This window comes from Methylobacterium sp. GXF4 (assembly GCF_000272495.1).
GTDB classification, from domain to species: domain Bacteria; phylum Pseudomonadota; class Alphaproteobacteria; order Rhizobiales; family Beijerinckiaceae; genus Methylobacterium; species Methylobacterium brachiatum.
Genome location: NZ_AKFK01000058.1, coordinates 15,578 through 32,616 on the forward strand (window position 1 = coordinate 15,578; position 17,039 = coordinate 32,616).

16 protein-coding genes are annotated in these 17,039 nt (G+C 71.1%); 10 read left to right on the forward strand and 6 right to left on the reverse strand.

All coding sequences use genetic code 11. From position 1 onward, the window contains the following. Positions 1 to 57: 57 nt before the first annotated feature. Complete coding sequence (locus WYO_RS13240) at positions 58 to 477, forward strand: hypothetical protein (protein WP_007563174.1); 420 nt, start codon at positions 58 to 60, stop codon at positions 475 to 477. A gap of 77 nt (positions 478 to 554) precedes the next feature. Then, positions 555 to 1,853 (forward strand): PHB depolymerase family esterase, encoded by a 1,299-nt coding sequence (locus WYO_RS13245; RefSeq protein ID WP_007563175.1) that lies wholly within the window; start codon positions 555 to 557, stop codon positions 1,851 to 1,853. Positions 1,854 to 1,893: 40 nt separating this feature from the next. Here WYO_RS13245 and WYO_RS13250 read toward each other — a convergent pair whose 3' ends face one another. Then, on the reverse strand, positions 1,894 to 2,376 hold the full coding sequence (locus WYO_RS13250) for a hypothetical protein (RefSeq protein WP_007563176.1): 483 nt from the start codon (positions 2,374 to 2,376) through the stop codon (positions 1,894 to 1,896). Positions 2,377 to 2,580: 204 nt separating this feature from the next. On the opposite strand from WYO_RS13250, the gene WYO_RS13255 reads away from it, so the two are divergent. After that, positions 2,581 to 3,699, forward strand: coding sequence for an NADH:flavin oxidoreductase/NADH oxidase (locus tag WYO_RS13255; protein ID WP_007563177.1), 1,119 nt, complete (start codon positions 2,581 to 2,583; stop codon positions 3,697 to 3,699). Between the two features lie 48 nt (positions 3,700 to 3,747). Here WYO_RS13255 and WYO_RS13260 read toward each other — a convergent pair whose 3' ends face one another. Beyond that, positions 3,748 to 5,847 carry a beta-galactosidase gene (locus WYO_RS13260; protein WP_007563178.1) on the reverse strand — a complete coding sequence of 700 codons (2,100 nt, stop codon included), beginning with the start codon at positions 5,845 to 5,847 and terminating at the stop codon, positions 3,748 to 3,750. Between the two features lie 198 nt (positions 5,848 to 6,045). Next, positions 6,046 to 6,759, reverse strand: a complete 714-nt coding sequence (locus WYO_RS13265; RefSeq protein WP_244424169.1) for a phosphodiester glycosidase family protein — start codon at positions 6,757 to 6,759, stop codon at positions 6,046 to 6,048. A 263-nt stretch (positions 6,760 to 7,022) separates the two neighbouring features. Between WYO_RS13265 and WYO_RS13270 the strand changes: the two genes are divergently transcribed. The 3 genes from WYO_RS13270 to WYO_RS13280 all read left to right on the forward strand — a co-directional run bounded on the left by WYO_RS13270 (position 7,023) and on the right by WYO_RS13280 (position 9,859). Further along, positions 7,023 to 7,553, forward strand: coding sequence for a hypothetical protein (locus WYO_RS13270; RefSeq protein WP_007563180.1), 531 nt, complete (start codon positions 7,023 to 7,025; stop codon positions 7,551 to 7,553). 129 nt (positions 7,554 to 7,682) lie between these two features. Beyond that, positions 7,683 to 8,987 carry an MFS transporter gene (locus tag WYO_RS13275; RefSeq protein WP_007563181.1) on the forward strand — a complete coding sequence of 435 codons (1,305 nt, stop codon included), beginning with the start codon at positions 7,683 to 7,685 and terminating at the stop codon, positions 8,985 to 8,987. A 2-nt stretch (positions 8,988 to 8,989) separates the two neighbouring features. After that, positions 8,990 to 9,859 carry an amidohydrolase family protein gene (locus tag WYO_RS13280; protein ID WP_007563182.1) on the forward strand — a complete coding sequence of 290 codons (870 nt, stop codon included), beginning with the start codon at positions 8,990 to 8,992 and terminating at the stop codon, positions 9,857 to 9,859. Positions 9,860 to 9,865: 6 nt separating this feature from the next. Here WYO_RS13280 and WYO_RS13285 read toward each other — a convergent pair whose 3' ends face one another. Then, positions 9,866 to 10,063 carry a hypothetical protein gene (locus tag WYO_RS13285; protein ID WP_007563183.1) on the reverse strand — a complete coding sequence of 66 codons (198 nt, stop codon included), beginning with the start codon at positions 10,061 to 10,063 and terminating at the stop codon, positions 9,866 to 9,868. A 207-nt stretch (positions 10,064 to 10,270) separates the two neighbouring features. Beyond that, entirely contained in the window at positions 10,271 to 10,831 is a 561-nt protein-coding gene (locus WYO_RS13290) for a cupin domain-containing protein (protein ID WP_007563185.1), read from the reverse strand. A gap of 152 nt (positions 10,832 to 10,983) precedes the next feature. Here WYO_RS13290 and WYO_RS13295 point away from each other — a divergent pair, with 152 nt between their 5' ends. Further along, on the forward strand, positions 10,984 to 12,318 hold the full coding sequence (locus tag WYO_RS13295; protein WP_007563186.1) for an aspartate aminotransferase family protein: 1,335 nt from the start codon (positions 10,984 to 10,986) through the stop codon (positions 12,316 to 12,318). A 318-nt stretch (positions 12,319 to 12,636) separates the two neighbouring features. After that, positions 12,637 to 13,698 (forward strand): SDR family oxidoreductase, encoded by a 1,062-nt coding sequence (locus WYO_RS13300; protein ID WP_007563187.1) that lies wholly within the window; start codon positions 12,637 to 12,639, stop codon positions 13,696 to 13,698. Between the two features lie 307 nt (positions 13,699 to 14,005). Here the strand turns inward: WYO_RS13300 and WYO_RS13305 are convergent, their stop codons facing one another. Continuing rightward, entirely contained in the window at positions 14,006 to 15,307 is a 1,302-nt protein-coding gene (locus WYO_RS13305; RefSeq protein WP_007563188.1) for an ArgE/DapE family deacylase, read from the reverse strand. Between the two features lie 280 nt (positions 15,308 to 15,587). On the opposite strand from WYO_RS13305, the gene WYO_RS13310 reads away from it, so the two are divergent. Both WYO_RS13310 and WYO_RS13315 read left to right on the forward strand, forming a co-directional pair. Continuing rightward, positions 15,588 to 16,229: a L,D-transpeptidase gene (locus WYO_RS13310; protein ID WP_007563190.1), complete on the forward strand. Its 642-nt coding sequence runs from the start codon at positions 15,588 to 15,590 to the stop codon at positions 16,227 to 16,229. A 284-nt stretch (positions 16,230 to 16,513) separates the two neighbouring features. Beyond that, a complete protein-coding gene (locus tag WYO_RS13315) occupies positions 16,514 to 16,999 on the forward strand; it encodes an SRPBCC family protein (RefSeq protein WP_007563192.1) in 486 nt (161 codons plus the stop codon). The last annotated feature ends 40 nt before the right edge of the window (positions 17,000 to 17,039 follow it).

A 17,039-nucleotide genomic window follows, 5' to 3' on the forward strand; every position in this document is an offset into this window, starting at 1 on the left:
GACATCCGCTTACCATCTCTAGACCATCCAACCGGATGGCCTGAGGATGGCGGGGCGATGAGCGACACTGTGCAGGATCTCCGGCCGAAGGTGCCGGACAGCGAGAAGATCACGATCAATCTCGGCTTCGTCGATCTCGGCCGGGTCGACCTGATGGTCCGCGACGGGTTCTACGCCAACCGCGCCGACTTCATCCGCACCGCCGTGCGCAACCAGCTCGACCGGCAGGAGGAGGCGGTGCGCCAATCCGTGGCCCGGCGCCAGCTGCGCCTGGGCGTCTCGCACTATTCGCGGGCCACCCTCGAGGCCGCCCGCGACGCCGGCACGCCCCTGCACATCCAGGTTTTGGGCCTCGCCACCGTGGCGACCGACGTCACCCCCGAGCTCGCCCGCGCCGCCATCGCCTCCGTCGAGGTGCTGGGCGCGTTCCAGGCGAGCCCCGCCGTCAAGGCTGCCCTGGCCGACCGGATCGCCTGAACCGCCCCGACCGCCCCTACTGCACAGTCGGGCCAAGCAGCCGGCCGTGTCCGACCCCACCCGCAAGGAACGGCCCGATGAAACACCTTCCCAAGATGGATTTCTTGAACCTCGATCTCTCCAAGATGAAGCTCGGCGGCTTCGGTGCCGCCGGCTCGGCCGAGGCCGAGGGCCAGCGCGCCGCCCGGGCCGCCCGGATGACCGCCGCGATGGGCCGGTTCCAGCGCCGGCAGGTCGATGCCTTCGCCCGCTGGGCCGAGGCGCGCGACCGTCCGGCCGAGCCCGCCGGGACCGCCACCATCGACATGGAGGCGCCCAGATCCCCCGACGGCGCCTGGACGGCGCCTAACCCGGCCGCCGCGCGCCCGCACGCCGCGCCCGGCGGTGCCGACATCGCTGCGGCGGTGATGCGCACCGTGCGCGACAGCCTCGCCAAAGGCGGCATTCCCGCCGGCGGCTTCGCGGAGGGGTTTGCCGGCGGCTCCGTCCAGCCGGGCAAACCCGCCGCCCCCGTGCCGGAGGGCGCCCGGTTCGAGGACCGCGTGTTCACCGGCGCCGCGGGCAGCCGCCGCTACAAGGTGTTCGTGCCGAGCGGGTATACGGGCCAGGCGCTGCCGGTCGTCCTGATGCTGCACGGCTGCACGCAGAACCCGGACGATTTCGCCGCCGGCACGCAGATGAACCGGCTGGCCGAGGACGAGACCTTCCTGGTCGCCTATCCGGAGCAGCCCCAATCGGCCAACATGCAGCGCTGCTGGAACTGGTACGCCGCCGGCGACCAGGTGCGCGACGGCGGCGAGCCGGCCCTGCTCGCCGGCATCGCCCGGGCGGTGGTGGACGAATTCTCCGCGGATCCGGACCGGGTCTACGCGGCCGGGCTCTCGGCCGGGGGCGCCGCGGCGGCGATCCTGGCGGCCACCTATCCGGACCTGTTCGCGGCGGTGGGCGTCCATTCCGGCCTGGCCTGCGGCGCGGCCCGGGACGTCGCCTCGGCCTTCGCGGCCATGAAGGGGCAGGGGGGAAAGCCCGGCCCCAACCGGCAGGCGGTGCCGACCATCGTGTTCCACGGCGACGGCGACCGCACCGTGCATCCGGCCAACGGCGACCAGGTGGTCGCCCAGGCCAGCGCGGCGACGGGCCTCGCCGAGACGGTCGAGCGGGGCAGGAGCCCGGGGGGCGTGGCCTACACGCGAACCGTCCGCAGCGACGGGACCGGCCGGACGCAGCTCGAATACTGGGTCCTGCACGGGGCCGGCCACGCCTGGTCGGGCGGCAGCCCGGACGGGTCTTTCACGGACCCCCGCGGCCCGGATGCGAGCCGTGCGATGGTCCGGTTCTTTAAGGAGCATGCGCGGGCCGCATCCGCCCGCGCATGAGGATCGAATCCGGGCCGGGGTTACGCGCCCCGGCTCAGCCTCACTCGTCGTCCGGCTCGTCCTCGGACGGATCGGCCGACGGCGTCGGCCGGGACAGGGTCGGGGCGTAGGCGCCCGGCACCGCGTCCGTGGAGACCGAGGCCGGCAGGCGCTGCGGCCCGGACTCGGTGGGGATCAGGGTCGCGCTCGCGGCGACGAAGCCCGCCAGGGCCCGGAGATCCTGGGGCTGGCGCGGGTCGCGCGAGATCAGGGTCGCCTCCTGCTGGAGCCGCAGGTTGCAGGCCTGGGACGGCAGGCCGCCATTCGGGGTGCAGGCGTCGTGGCGGGCGCAGGCCGCGTCGAGGGCGTCGATCGGCGGCAGCGGGGCGTTGTTGCCCGGGCCGCAGTAATTGCCATGGATCAGGATCTTCGGGCCGCCGAACGCGGCCGGCTGGGCGTCGGCCGGGACGGCCAGGAATGCCGCCAGGGCAAACGGGGCGGCTGCAAGGGCGGCGAGTCGGGTGGAACGGGTCGGGTGAAACATGGAGAGGACCTCACGCGATCACGCCCCCTCAGGCGGTTCGCATCGGCGGCTTCGAGCCGTCGTCCTGCCAAAAGTTAACGAACCGGCGCTCGGTTCCCGCGGCGCCGTGCCGGAGCCGCCTGGCGGGTGGGCTACCGCACATGCCGGCGCTGGCCGCGGCCGCGCTGCTGCGCCACATTGGCCCGGCCCGTAACGGAGCCGCCCATGACCGCCCGCCTGTTCGAACCGCTCGCCTTGGATGCCCTCACCCTCGAGAACCGCATCCTGATCGCACCGATGTGCCAGTATTCGGCCCGGGACGGCGAGGCCACCGACTGGCACATGATCCATCTCGGCCAGCTCGCCCAGTCGGGCGCCGGCCTGCTGACCCTGGAGGCCACGGCGGTCTCCCCGGAGGCGCGGATCACCGCCTGGGATCTCGGCCTGTACTCGGACGGCTGCGAGCGGGCGCTCGGCCGGGTGCTGGAGGCGGTGCGCGAATACGCCCCGATCCCGATCTGCATCCAGATCGCCCATGCCGGCCGCAAGGCGTCGAGCCAGACGCCCTGGGAGGGCGGCCAGCAGATCCCGCCCGAGCATCCCTATGGCTGGCGCACGGAGGCACCCTCCGCGGTCCCGCACGGCGAAGCCGAGGTGCCGCCCCACGCCCTCGACGCCGCCGACCTGAAGCGCGTCCGCGACCAGTTCGTCGCCACGGCCAAGCGCGCCGTGCGGCTGGGGATCGAGGCGGTCGAGCTGCACGGCGCCCACGGCTACCTGCTGCACCAGTTCCTGTCGCCGATCGCCAACAAGCGCACCGACCAGTATGGCGGCAGCCTCGAGAACCGGATGCGCTTTCCCCTCGAAGTCTACGACGCCGTGCGCGACGTCGTGCCGGCCGGCAGCCCGGTCTGGCTGCGGGTCTCGGCCACCGACTGGGTCGAGGACGGCTGGGACCTCGACGAGACTGTCGCCCTGGGCCAGGCGCTCAAGCGGGCCGGCTCGCCGGCGCTGCACGTCTCCACCGGCGGTGTCTCGCCCAAGCAGACGATCAAGCTCGGGCCGGGCTACCAGGTGCCCCATGCCGAGCGGATCAAGGCCGAGACCGGGCTGACCACCATCGCGGTCGGCCTGATCACCGAGGCGCAGCAGGCGGAGGCGATCCTGGCCGAGGGCAAGGCCGACGCGATCTCGCTCGCCCGGGCCATGCTGTACGATCCGCGCTGGCCCTGGCACGCCGCGGCCGAGCTCGGCGCCCAGGTGCGGGCGCCGAAGCAGTACTGGCGCTCCCAGCCGCGGGAATACAAGGACCTGTTCAAGGACACGGCGTTCGGGCAGCGCTAGAGCGCCCTCCGGTCGCGCGCGGCCCCGCGGCCGAGCGCGACCCTCCGATCAGGGCGTTGCGGACTCGCCTTCGAGGATCGCGACGCCCCAAGCCGGCAGGTCGATCGGCTTGCCGCGCGTGACCGCCCGACCGCTGAGAAGCTCGGTGCCGCTCACCATCGCGGGCGTGGCCTGGGCCGTCGCGGAGTAGTTCAGCACGTAGCGGACCGGATGCCCGTTCGTCAGCGTGCCCCCGCGCACGATGATTGGCCAGTGCACCGCGGGAACATCGATCCCGGCGCGCTTGGCCGCATCCGCCAGGATCTTCTCGGCCAGGGCATCGGTCGGCATGAAGCCGACATAGGTCACCTCGCCCGAGCCCCAGCTGTTGCGCGTCACCGCGGCGGCGGCGGGCCAGGACGGGCTCTGGTAGCGCGCCACCACCGTCGCGGTGGTCGGGGTCAGCATCTCCATCCACCAGCGGGCCTTGTTGTCGGCAGCGCCGACGCCGAACGGGTCGCCCGCGAGGGATACGCCCTCGGGGACCGTGAACAGCTGATAGGTCACCCCCGCCGCCTCCGCGATTCCACCCGGCTGCGCCGCGAAGCGCACCTTCGTGTTCTCGTCGGAGAAGCCGCTCTTGAAGCTGTAGAGTACGTGGGCGCCCGCCTTGGCGCAGTCATTGAGCTTGGCGATCTCCGCGTCGCTCGCCGCGTAGAGCGCCGGCACCACGATCAGCTTGTATTGATCGAGCGGCACCGTGGAGGACGGAGAGATCAGGTCCACCTCGATGTTCTGCCGGTACAGCGCATCGTAGAACCCGCGTACCACCTCGTTGTAGGTCACGGGCGTCCGATCGGCATTGCCCTTGAAGTCGTGCGTGTTGATCTTGAACGAATCGAAGGCGCTCAACGCGGCGTTGCTGACGTAGAGGGCGACGCGGTTCGTCTTCTTCATGTCGGCGAGCTTCGGCCCGAGCCGCTTGAGGTCGGCGCCGATCGTCTTCGCCTCGTCGTAGACCGGGTTGGGCTTGTAGTCCTGCGTCAGCAGCCCGCGCCAGTAGGTCTCGAACGAGTTCGTGGTCGTGGCCCAGTGCCAGTACTCGACCATCTTCGCACCCGAGGCGAGGTGGCTGAAGGCCTGCAGGCGCAGCTGGCCGGGGAAGGGCGTCCATTCCGGGAACCCCTGCGCCTGCGTCTCGATCACCAGGTAATTCGCGCCGCCGCGCATCGAGCGGGCCACGTCGCCACCGAAGGCGATCTCGGTCCCGGTCAGCTTCTCCTGGCTGGGATGGTAGATGTCGATGCCCGCCACATCGAGCGCCTTGGCGGCCTCCCAATGGTTGACGTCGGGCTGGATGCCGTAGGAATAGCCGCGCCAGTCGAGGTCGAAGTTCTGGGTGACGAACTGGCCGGGGCGGGCGTGCCGACGGACCAGATCCGCCTGCCACGCGAGGAAGTCGGTCACGAGCCCGCGCTGGAAGGCCTGGAAGGCGTTCGTCATACTGGCGTTGATCGACGCGTTGACCGACGGGAAATCGTCCCAGCTGTTGATCCGGTTGCTCCAGTAGTCGAGCCCCCAAGCCTTGTTGAGATCGTCGAGGCTCGACCATTTGGTCTTCATGGCCGCAACGAAGGCGGCCTGGACGTTGGGGCCGCTGGTACCGAACGACTTGGTCTCGTTGTCGACCTGGTAGCCGATGACCGCCGGATCGTCCTTCACGTGGTCGATCAGGGCCACGATGACGCGCTCGGCGGCCGCGCGATAATGGGGATTGGTGATGTCCATGTTCTGCCGCGGACCGTAGGCACCCGGCTGCAGCAGGATGTCGGGGTGCTGGCGCGCCAGCCAGGTCGGCACGGCATAGGTCGGCGTGCCGATGATGACCTTGATGCCCTCGCGATTCATCGCCGCGAGGGTCCGGTCGATATGGCTGAAATTGAAGACGTTCGGCTGGGGCTCCAAGGTGCCCCAAGTGGATTCGGCGATCCGGACGACGGTGATGCCCGCCGCCTTCATCATCCGGGCGTCTTCGTCGACCCGGTCGACCGGCGTATACTCGTCGTAATAGGCCGCGCCGTACAGGATCGTTTGCGGGACTTGCGCCCCCGCCGAACTCGTCGCGAACACCATCGCCGCAACGCTGGCGGCAAGCTTCGACCGAGCCATGATTCCCCCCTTTGTTTTGTCTGAGTATATCGGGGGCGGTGCGCGCGTCCAAGCGCTAACGGCGGTTCCGAACCGCAGGGCGATCGACCTCGCGGCCCCGGGCCGGACGCCGATCCTTGGCCGGTCCGCGGCCGCATGGTCGTTCGATGGTGAGATCCGGGATCGGACCCGCTGTGATGCGGGATGCCGAGCGCGCCTTCAGCGCACGAGCGCCCCGATCAGCGGCCCCAGCGGCCGGCTGATGTCCGAGCGGCCGAGATTCGGCGCGTAGAGGCTCGAGACCGTGCCGTCGAGGAACAGGGCGTCCCGGCAGCCGAGGTCGTCCCGGAACAGGCGGGCGAAGGCTCCGAAGGTCACCGGGCGCTCGGAGATGGCGAACACCGCCACGCGCCCGTCCTCCTGCACCCCGACGCCGTTGCGGATCTTCTGGCTCGGACCGTCGGTGGAAATCTTGGGGTGGATCTGGCCGTCGATCACCAGCATCGGGCCGGATTGCGTGGCGAAGTCGGGCCGGATCTTCGCCCGGAGGTAATGGCCGGTGTCGAGCACGCCGGCCTTGTCGCCCTTCACCCAGAACACGCCGTTGGGCTTGAGGTGGAAGTTGCCCGGCCCGTCCGCGGTCGAGACGCGCTTCATCTCCCGCCCGTCCTCGACATAGAGGCCCACCGGCGCCTGCTCCTTGTCGTACATGCCGGCATTCATCGCGAAGGCGAGGCGCCCGCCCTGCTTCTCGGCGAGGGTCCCCAGGGCGCCGTAGGGCCGGCCGTCCTCCTGGAGCCAGAACAGCCGCAGCCGCTGCCGGCGCAGGTCGATCGTGCAGACCGTGAACGCCTCGCCCTGCGCCTGGACGGCGCGGCAGAGATCCGGCGCGGCCGGGGCCGCCACGGCCGCGCCGGCGACCGCGAGCGTCATCGCGAGCGCGATCAACAGAGCGTGAACCGGGCGCGTCGTCATCGGTGGTTCCGTGGGCCCGAAGGCGGGGGCGAGGGCAGGCGCAGCGCCTTTCGCCTGGGAAAACGGCGATTTTCGTGTCCGGGACCGAAGCTTCGCGGCTCAGGATGGCGCCGGGCTTGCGCCTCCGCCAGCGGCCGCGCGCCGCGGGCGGCACCTGAACTGTTTTCAATACTCAGGCGTTTCTGGCTCACGAGGGCGGTTAGAATCGACGGAGATACAAGATGAAGGGTGCAGTGCTCGGCTCGGCCATGCTGGCGGCGGGTGCCCTGGTCGTGATGCCGGCCACCGCCGATGCGCGCGGCTTCGGCGGCGGCGGATTCCATGGCGGCGGGTTCCACGGCGGCGGGTTCCACGGTGGTGGATTCGGCGGCGGCTTCCGGGGTGCCGGATTCGGCGGCTTCCGGGGCGGCGGCTTCGGCGGGTTCCGCGGCGGCTATGGCGGGTTCCGCGGCGCCGGCTTCCACGGCGGCTACGGCCGGGGCTTCTACGGCCGCGGCTACGGCTATCGCGGCGGCTACGGCTACGGCCTCGGCGGCCTGGGTCTCGGCGTCGGCCTGGGTCTGGCGGCCGGCGGCCTCTACGGCGGCTACGGTGGTTACGGCTATCCGGGTTACGGCTACGGCTACGGCGGCGGCTACGCCCCGGTCGGCTATGCCGGCGATTACGGCTACGGCGGCGGTTGCTACACGGTCCCGCGGGTGCGCTGGACCCCCTACGGCTACCGCCGGGTCCTGGTCGAGCGCTGCTACTGAGCGGCGCCTGAACCGGGACCCATTGGGAAAGGCCGCCTCCGGGCGGCCTTTTCCTTGCGTGGCGCCTCCCCACGGTTGCACAGCTCGGCTATTGGCGCCGATACTGGTACCCGGTGGTGGGAGAGTGTGATGCGTACGGAATCCGGGCCGGGGAATACGGGCGTGGAGGCGGTGGAGATCCGCGACGCCAGCCTCATGGCCTTTTACCGCTCCATGACCTCGACGGAGCGGCACACCTTCTGGGCATGCGCCGCCGGCTGGTGCCTCGACGGCATGGACTTCATGATCTACCCGCTGGTGATCGGGACGATCATGGCCCTCTGGCACGTCGATTCCGGCACGGCCGGGCTCGCCGCCACCGTGACGCTGCTCGCCTCGGCGCTCGGCGGCTGGCTCGCGGGCTTCATCGCCGACCGGATCGGCCGGGTGCTCACCCTCCAGATCACCATCCTGTGGTTCTCGGTGTTCTCGCTGCTCTGCGCCTTCGTGCAGAATTTCGAGCAGCTGCTCATCGCCCGGGCGATCCTGGGACTCGGCTTCGGCGGCGAGTGGGCGGCCGGCGCCGTGCTGATCGGCGAGACCATCCGGGCCGAGTATCGCGGCCGCGCCGTCGGCTCGGTCCAGTCCGGCTGGGCGATCGGCTGGGGCATGGCGGTGCTGGCGCAGGCGGTGACCTTCTCGCTGCTGCCCCCCGAGATCGCCTGGCGCTGGATGTTCGCGATCGGCGCCCTGCCGGCCCTGCTAATCTTCTACCTGCGCCGCTACGTCCAGGAGCCGCAGGTCGCCGCCGAGACCCGGGCCCGGGCCATCGCCACCGGCGACCGGCCGAAGATCTGGGAGATCTTCTCGGGCCCGATCCTCAAGACCACCCTGCTCGCCTCGCTGGCGGCGGCGGGCTGCCAGGGCGGCTATTACGCGATCACCACCTGGGTGCCGCGCTTCCTCACCACCGAGCGGGGCCTGTCGGTGGTGTCCTCCACGGGCTATCTCGCGGCGCTGATCATCGGCTCGTTCGCCGGCTACCTGGTCGGCGCCTGGCTCGCCGACCGGCTCGGGCGCCGGCCGCTGTTCCTGATCTTCTCGCTCGGCGCCATCGCGGTGATCGTCGCCTACACGCAGATCCCGCTCTCCAACAGCGTGCTCTGGGTTCTGGGCTTCCCGCTTGGCTTCTTCGCCTCGGGCTACTTCTCCGGGATGGGCGCCTTCCTGACCGAGCTCTACCCGACCCGCCTGCGCGGCTCGGGGCAGGGCTTCTGCTACAATTTCGGCCGGGGCGTGGGCGCCCTGTTCCCGGCGCTCGTGGGCTATCTCGCCGAGCGCGCCGGCCTCGCCTCGGCCATCGCGATCTTCGCGGCGATCGCCTACGGGATCTTCTTCCTGGCGGCCTTCGCGCTGCCCGAGACCCGCGGCCGGGTCCTGCACGCGGACACCTGACCATGCCGGAGATCCGAGACTGCCCCGCCCCGGATCCGCATCCGGGCGGGCCGACCCGCTACCGGGTGCCCGCCGGCGCGGTCGACACCCACGCCCACGTGATCGGCCTGCCGCCGGCCTATCCGCTGGTGGCCGACCGCAGCTACACGCCCCCGGCCGCCCCGGCGGACCGGTATCTGGCGATGCTCGACGCCACCGGCATGGCCAACGGCGTGCTGGTCCAGGTCAGCGTCCACGGCACCGACAACCGCCTGATGGTGGAGACGCTCCGGGCCAACCGGCAGCGCCTGCGCGGCATCGCGGTGATCCCGCTGGGCCTGCCCGACGCGGAGCTCGCCGCCCTGAAGGAGGCCGGGGTGGTGGGCCTGCGCCTGAACGTGCTGTTCGGCGGCGGGGTCGGCCTCGACGCGGTCGAGGCCTACGGGGCGCTCGCCCGGGAGATGGGCTGGCACCTGCAGTTCCTGCTCGACGCCCGCGACCTGCCGCCCATCGCCACGCGCCTGGCGCGGCTGCCGGTGCCCCTGGTGTTCGACCATATGGGCCACATGCCGGCCTCGGCGGGGGTGGAGCATCCGGGCTTCCAGACCCTGCTCGGCCTCGTGCGCGACGGCCATTGGGTCAAGCTCTCGGGCGCCTTCCGGGATTCGGTGGCTGGCCCGCCCTACGCGGACACGATCCCGTTCGCCCGCGCCCTCAACGACGCCGCCCCCGAGCGCTGCCTCTGGGGCTCGGACTGGCCGCACGTGGCCGCCTGGGACGGGCCGCCGCGCCTGGCCGACCTGCTCGACCTGATAGCCGAGTGGGTGCCGGACGCGGAGCGACGCCGCCGGCTCTTCGTGGACAACCCGCGCCGCCTCTACGGTTTCGACTAGGGGATGTCAGACCCGCAGGTCGACGCGCTGGCCCTGTCCGGAAGGCGCCGGCGGGCCTGAGGCGGCGGCGCCCTGGGCGGTCTCCGCCACGAGCCCGGCCACGGCCTTCTCGGCGTTGATCTGCTGGCGCGCGACCGCGGTGCCGATCGCCTGGTTCTGGGACGAGGCCAGCATCCGGCTGGCGGTGGCGGCGAGAGCGCTCATGCACCCCTCCTACGCGCCGCCCGTGAATCCGGCGTTAGCCGGATCCGCCGCTTTTGAGCGAATGCGGGCACGGACCGGGTTCCCAAAGGGCTCAGCCCTTTGGCGGGGTTCGGGGGCAGAGCCCCTGAAGAGAGCAGGGCCCCGCCCTGCACCCGCAAAAGGTCGACGACCTTTTGAAACCAGGATTTCCAGCCGTTTTGTGCAGCTTCAAAAACTCGGCGGCGTGCAGGCGCTGACCAGCTCGCACGGGTTGGGGCCGACGCAGCGGAAGCGGTGCGGGCGGCGGCTGTCGAAGCTGTAGGCGTCGCCGGGGCCGAGGATGCGCCGCTCCTCGCCGACCGTGACCTCCAGGCGCCCGGAGAGCACGATGCCGCCCTCCTCGCCCTCGTGGGAGAGCGGCACCCGGCCGGTATCGGCCCCGGGCTCGTAGCGCTCCTTGAGGATCTGCAGCTTGCGCCCGAACAGGCTGTCGCCCACCTGCCGGAACGAGATCGCCCCCTTGGCCGCCTTGCGGCCGATCTCGGTGAGCTCGTCGGCCGCGAAGAACGCCTTGCGCTCGGGCTCCGGTTCGAGCGCGAAGAACTCGGCCATGCCGATCGGCACCCCGTCGAGGATCCGCTTCAGGGCGCCCACCGAGGGGTTCACCCGGTTCGCCTCGATCAGCGAGATCGCCGAGTTCGTCACTCCGGCCCGCTTGGCCAGCGCCCGCTGCGACAGGCCGTGGCGGGCCCGCACGAAGCGCAGGCGCGCGCCGACATCGATGCTCATTCGCCCGGGCCCCGTTTCAGGTGTTGAGGATCCCGCAACGGTGGCGCCCGCGGCCCCGATTCTGCAAGGGCTTGGCGGCGATCAGAAAAGGACTTGTTGCCCGATCCGCCAGGGTGTCCCCTGGACCGATCGCCGCCCCGGAGAGCCGCCCGATGACCGACCATCCCCTGCGCAACACGCCGTCGCTCGACGCCTTCTGGATGCCGTTCACGGCCAACCGTCAGTTCAAGGCGGCGCCGCGGATGCTCGTGGCCGCCGAGGGCATGCACTACACGGCCGATGACGGCCGCACGGTCCTGGACGGCACCGCCGGGCTCTGGTGCGTCAATGCCGGGCACGGGCGCCGGGGGATCGCGGCGGCGGTGGAGCGCCAGCTCGCGACGCTCGACTTCGCCCCGACCTTCCAGATGGGTCACCCGATCGCCTTCGAATTCGCCGAGCGCCTCGCCGATATCGCCCCCGGCGGGCCGGACCAGCGCCTCGACCGGGTGTTCTTCACCAATTCCGGCTCGGAATCGGTCGATACCGCGCTCAAGATCGCGCTCGCCTACCAGCGGGCGATCGGGCAGGGGACCCGGACCCGGCTGATCGGCCGGGAGCGCGGCTATCACGGGGTCGGCTTCGGCGGATTGTCGGTGGGCGGCATCGTCTCGAACCGCCGGGTCTTCCCGCAGCTCAACGGCACCGACCACCTGCGCCACACCCACGACCCGGCCCGCAACGCCTTCGTGAAGGGCCAGCCCGAGCACGGGGCGGAGCTCGCCGAGGATCTCGAGCGGCTGGTGGCGCTCCACGGCGCCGAGACCATCGCGGCCTGCATCGTCGAGCCGGTGGCCGGCTCAACCGGCGTGCTGATCCCGCCGAAGGGCTATCTCGAGCGCCTGCGCGCGCTCTGCACGAAGCACGGCATCCTGCTGATCTTCGACGAGGTGATCTCCGGCTTCGGCCGCCTCGGCGCGCCCTTCGCCACCGATTATTTCGGCGTGGTGCCGGACCTCGTCACCAGCGCCAAGGGCCTGACCAACGGCACGGTGCCGATGGGCGCGGTGTTCGCGAGCCGCCCGGTGCACGACGCGCTGATGAACGGCCCGGACGGGATCGAGCTGTTCCACGGCTACACCTATTCCGGCCACCCGGTGGCCTGCGCGGCCGGGCTGGCCACGCTCGACATCTACCGGGAGGAGGGGCTGCTCACCCGCGCCGCCGACCTCGCCGACGATTGGGCGGCGGCGATGCACGACCTGCGCGGGCGCAAGAACGTCATCGACATCCGCACCATCGGGCTGATCGCCGGCATCGAGCTGGCGCCCCGGCCCGACGCCCCCGGCAAGCGCGCCTACGAGCTGTTCGTGGATTGCTTCCAGCGCGGCCTGCTCACCCGCGTCACCGGCGACATCATCGCCCTGTCGCCGCCGCTGATCCTGGAGCGCGGCCAGATCGGCGAGATCGTCGAGGTGCTGGGCGCGGCGATCGACCGGGTGGCGTGAGGGGCGGGGGTTGGCGGCCGCTGGATCGCGATCGAGCCTGCCGTACCGGCCCCTGACGTTCTAGCACCGGCCTACGGGCCGCGATCCCCTCGCCCCGCGTGCGGGGAGAGGGGGAACCCGCGCAGCGCCCGGAAAGTCGTGAGCACCGTCTCCCGCAGAGGGATGACACCGGGTGTGCCTAGTCGCTGACCTCTACCCATCGACACCCCGCCAATACCCGCGACGCGGGGGAGGGCGGCGCCGGTTGGCCTTGAAGCCTGTGGGTGACGGCCGCATCTGCCGCTCAACCTGGATGTGAGCCAGGTCGAGAGGATGTGCATGTCGAACACCGCCCTGATCGTCGGCGCCAGCGGGATCGTCGGGAGCGCCACCGCGGCGCGGCTCACCGAGGAGGGCTGGCGCGTCGCGGGCCTCGCCCGCAAGCCGGTGGCGATGGCGGGGGTCGAGCCCGTCGTGGCCGACCTGCAGGACCCGGCCTCCCTGGAGACGGCCCTGGCCGGCCTCGCCCCGAGCCACGTCTTCCTGGCGACCTGGCAGCGGCGCCCGACCGAGGCCGAGATGATCCGGGTCAACCGGGCGATGATCGAGAACCTGCTCGACGCCCTGCGGCCGATGGGTAGCGTCCGCCACGTCGCCCTGGTGACCGGGCTGAAGCACTATCTCGGCCCATTCGAGGCCTACGGGAAGGGCACCCTGCCGCAGACGCCGTTCCGCGAGGACCAGGGCCGGCTCGACATCGAGAATTTCTACTACGCCCAGGAGGACGCGGTGTTCGACGCCAGCGCCCGCGACGGCTTCGCCTGGAGCGTGCACCGGCCGCACACGATCATCGGCAAGGCGGTGGGCAACGCCATGAACATGGGCACGACGCTGGCCTGCTACGCCACCCTGTGCCGTGCGCTCAACCGGCCCTTCACCTTCCCGGGCTCGGCCGCCCAGTGGAACGGGCTGACCGACATGACCGATGCCAGGTTGCTCGCCCGCCATCTGCTCTGGGCCTCCACCGAGCCGAAGGCCGCCAACGAGGCGTTCAACGTCGTCAACGGCGACGTCTTCCGCTGGAGCTGGATGTGGGGTCGGATCGCCGACTGGTTCGGGATCGAGGCGGTGCCGTTCGACGGCACGGTGCGGCCGCTGGAAGAGCGGATGGCCCAGGACGGGCCGGCCTGGGCCGAGATCGCCAAGCAGCACGGCCTGGCCGAGCCGGACCTCGCGAAGCTCGCCTCGCCCTGGCACACCGACGCCGATCTCGGCCGGCCGATCGAGGTCGTCACCGACATGAGCAAGAGCCGGCGCCTGGGTTTTTCGGCGTATCAGCCGACCGACGACGCCTTCTACGACCTCTTCACCCAGCTCCGGGCGGACCGGCTGATTCCCTAAGGGGGGCACGGATCGCCGGATGAGGGACAGGTCCCCTTCCGCGCGGGCTACGATGGTCTAGTATCACCGTGTGCGGGCCGCGACGCGGCCCCTCTCCCACGCGGGCTACGATGTTCACACATCGCTGCCGGACGCGAACCAAGGCCAACCCCAAGCGCGCCACCCTCCCCCGCAGAGGGGGGAGGGAAGGCGCGTGTCAGCCTCGGAGAGACGTCCCCTGCTGCCGAGAACCAACCGGACCGAGTTCCGTGAATCCGCTAGCCCGCACGGAAGAGGGGACCTGCGCTCCATACGAAGGACCGAAGCCTCAGCCCGGTCGCCGCTCCGTCCCGCACCATTCGGCCACGAACAACGCCATCGCGGTGGTGCAGCGCTTCACCGAGGCGAGGCTGACGCGCTCGTCGAAGCCGTGGACGTTCTGGGCGATCGGCCCGTAGCACAGGGCCGGAACCCGGTCGTAGAGGGCGTGGACTCGGGTATCGAGATAGCTCGGCGACATGAAGCTCTGCAGCTTGGTGCCCATCGCCCGCTCATGGGCGCGGCCGAGCACGGCCTCGGCCTCCGAGCCCTCTTCCAGCACGTAGCCCTCGGCGAAGAACCCGTTGAAGGCCACGCGCGGCGGGCTGTTGCCGAGGAATGGGTCGGTGCGGGCGAAGTTCGCGACCGCGGCCTCGATCTCGGCGGCGGCCTTCGCGGCCGGGACGCCCGGATAGAGCGCGACCCGGCAATCGATCCGGCACCAGGCCGGCACCGAGGAGGCCCAGTCGCCGCCCTCGATCTTGCCGATATTCAGGTTGATCGGATGGTCCTCCGCCGCGAAGTGGCGGTGCGCGGACTTCTCGGCGTTCCAGCGCGCCTCGAGCTCCCGCAGGGCGCCGATCACCCGATAGGTCGCGTCGATGGCGTTGGCGCCGGCCCCCATCTCGCGGACATGGACCGGCACGCCCCGGACCTCGACCGTGAACCACAGCACGCCGGTATTGGCGCGCACGAGCTTCTCGTCCTCGGGCTCCGGGATCAGCACGGCGTCGGCCCGGTAGCCGCGCAGATGGGTCGCGAGCGCGCCGTTGCCGGTGGATTCCTCCTCCACCACCGACTGGATCGTCACCGCGGCGGCGGGCTGGAGGCCGAGGCGGGCGAGCGCGTCGAGGGCGAACAGGTTGGCGGCGTGCCCCGCCTTCATGTCGCCGCCGCCGCGGCCGTAGAGCCAGTCGCCCTCGATCACCGGGTCGAAGGGCGGATGGGTCCACAGGTCGAGAGGCCCTTCCGGCACCACGTCGACATGGGCCTGCAGGATCAGCGAGCGCCCGGTCTCGGTCTGCGGACGGTGGTGGCAGACCACGATCGGGGCATCCGAATGCCGGTCATCGATCTTCGAGCCGCCCGGATGGGCCGCGATGGCGGCCCGGTCCATGGCGAAGCGCTCGGTGGCGTAGCCCCGGGCCCGGAACGCCCCGAACACGTAATCCTGGCAGGCATGCTCGGCCCCGCGCAGGGAGGCGAACCGGATCAGCGCCTGCGTGTGTGCGACCTGGTCGGCGAAGCCCTCCGCCACGGAGGCTTCGATCTCGGCGGCGAGGGCGGGGTCGAGGGTGGATGGGAAGACCATGGGATCTCCGGGTTCGGGACGGGGAGGAGGCGCCCGGGCGCGGGCGCGTGTCAACGGCCGCATCTTCCGTGCCGAATCGAACCTGCGCGGTCGTCGCGCGCGCAGCACCACACCCGTGGGATACGCCACGGTTTGGGATCGCGCGCTGTCCTGGGTTGCCTCGCGGGGCGCGCTCTGCGCAGTCGAGCCCCGCGGCCGCCGGCCTGCGCCCAGGAACCTTGGCGTTGCCAATGGCTTAGCCTATCTGAAAGCTGTCTTCGCCCATCTATCGAGGTCGTACATGCGTATCGGTCTGGTCTCGGTCCTGTCGGGGCTCCTTCTCTGGACCGCCGCGCCGCCGGCGGCGCGGGCGGATGTGCTCATCAGCGTCGACAAATCCTCCCAGCGGATGGAGGTCTCGGTCGACGGGCAGCCGCGCTACACTTGGCCGGTCTCCACCGGGGTCGAGGCCTACGACACCCCGTCCGGCTCGTATCGGCCGTTCCGGATGGAGCGCACCCACTTCTCGAAGGAGTGGGACGACGCGCCCATGCCGTTCGCGATGTTCTTCACCACCCAGGGTCACGCGATCCACGGCACCAACCACGTTCGCAGCCTGGGCCGCGCGGCCTCGCATGGCTGCGTGCGCCTGTCGGTGCGCAACGCCGCGACGCTGTTCAACCTGGTCAAGGCGCAGGGCATGAACCGGACCCGCGTCCAGATCGAGGGCGCGGATGCCGTGGTGGCCGAGCGCGCCGTGCGCAGCCGCCGGGTCGCCCGGAGCCGCGATCCCTACGCGCCGGACGACAGCCTGGCCGATCTCGACCAGATGGGCCGGCGCACGCTCCCGGCCACGTATACCCGCACCGTCGTGCGCCCGGCCTACGTGCCGGTCCCGGGCTATGGGTATCCCGTCGAGGTCGATGCGGTGGATGGCTGGTAGGGTAGGGGCTCGTCAGGTCCTTCCCAGCCACGCCCGCATCGCGACGCAGCGCCCTCGGCGGAGCACTCCTACGCGGCCGAGCGATCCTCGATCGCCCGGCGCATCAGAATGAGGGGAGGATTTGGGATACGCGCGGCCGCCCGACACATTGCGTCGTCTGGGCGCGGCCACCCACCCCCTCCATCCGGACCATTGCCGAGGCGGGCATCCCGGCCTAGCTCAAGCGCGGCCCTCAGAGGCTGCGCGGCGCCCGCCGCGATCGTCATGGATGGAGACTCCCCCCGATGCCCTTCGCTTTCAGCCGGCCCCTGCCTCTCGCCGCCCTGGCGCTGGCCGCTTCCACCGTGGCGGGTCATGCCCTGGAGGTGACGCGCTCGGCCGACATCGCCGCGCCGCCGGCCAAGGTCTGGCAGACGATCGGCGAGTTCTGCGGCATCGGCGACTGGCACCCGGCCATCGAGAAGTGCGTCCTGTCCGACAAGGACGGCATGAAGGTCCGCACGCTGAGCCTGAAGGGCGGCGGCACCCTCAAGGAGGAGCAGGTCTCCCGCGACGACAAGGTGATGAGCTACACCTACACGATCCTGGAAGGTCCGCTGCCGGTCGCCGACTACAAGTCGACGTTGGCCGTCGCCCCCGAGGGCACGGGCTCCAAGGTGACCTGGAGCGGCACCTTCAACGCCAAGGGCGCCCCCGACACCGTGGCGGTCGACGCCATCCAGGGAATCTACGAATCGGGCCTGAAGGCCCTGTCGGACAAGGCCAAGTAGGACGCGCTCACCCGCGCGGGCCGAGGGCTCGACGCGCCCC

Bases quoted from the DNA above. Each gene is read 5' to 3' on its own strand.
- WYO_RS13240 (WP_007563174.1), top strand. From the start codon at position 58: ATGAGCGACACTGTGCAGGATCTCCGGCCGAAGGTGCCGGACAGCGAG.
- WYO_RS13245 (WP_007563175.1), top strand. From the start codon at position 555: ATGAAACACCTTCCCAAGATGGATTTCTTGAACCTCGATCTCTCCAAG.
- WYO_RS13250 (WP_007563176.1), bottom strand. From the start codon at position 2,376: ATGTTTCACCCGACCCGTTCCACCCGACTCGCCGCCCTTGCAGCCGCC.
- WYO_RS13255 (WP_007563177.1), top strand. From the start codon at position 2,581: ATGACCGCCCGCCTGTTCGAACCGCTCGCCTTGGATGCCCTCACCCTC.
- WYO_RS13260 (WP_007563178.1), bottom strand. From the start codon at position 5,847: ATGGCTCGGTCGAAGCTTGCCGCCAGCGTTGCGGCGATGGTGTTCGCG.
- WYO_RS13265 (WP_244424169.1), bottom strand. From the start codon at position 6,759: ATGACGCTCGCGGTCGCCGGCGCGGCCGTGGCGGCCCCGGCCGCGCCG.
- WYO_RS13270 (WP_007563180.1), top strand. From the start codon at position 7,023: ATGAAGGGTGCAGTGCTCGGCTCGGCCATGCTGGCGGCGGGTGCCCTG.
- WYO_RS13275 (WP_007563181.1), top strand. From the start codon at position 7,683: ATGCGTACGGAATCCGGGCCGGGGAATACGGGCGTGGAGGCGGTGGAG.
- WYO_RS13280 (WP_007563182.1), top strand. From the start codon at position 8,990: ATGCCGGAGATCCGAGACTGCCCCGCCCCGGATCCGCATCCGGGCGGG.
- WYO_RS13285 (WP_007563183.1), bottom strand. From the start codon at position 10,063: ATGAGCGCTCTCGCCGCCACCGCCAGCCGGATGCTGGCCTCGTCCCAG.
- WYO_RS13290 (WP_007563185.1), bottom strand. From the start codon at position 10,831: ATGAGCATCGATGTCGGCGCGCGCCTGCGCTTCGTGCGGGCCCGCCAC.
- WYO_RS13295 (WP_007563186.1), top strand. From the start codon at position 10,984: ATGACCGACCATCCCCTGCGCAACACGCCGTCGCTCGACGCCTTCTGG.
- WYO_RS13300 (WP_007563187.1), top strand. From the start codon at position 12,637: ATGTCGAACACCGCCCTGATCGTCGGCGCCAGCGGGATCGTCGGGAGC.
- WYO_RS13305 (WP_007563188.1), bottom strand. From the start codon at position 15,307: ATGGTCTTCCCATCCACCCTCGACCCCGCCCTCGCCGCCGAGATCGAA.
- WYO_RS13310 (WP_007563190.1), top strand. From the start codon at position 15,588: ATGCGTATCGGTCTGGTCTCGGTCCTGTCGGGGCTCCTTCTCTGGACC.
- WYO_RS13315 (WP_007563192.1), top strand. From the start codon at position 16,514: ATGCCCTTCGCTTTCAGCCGGCCCCTGCCTCTCGCCGCCCTGGCGCTG.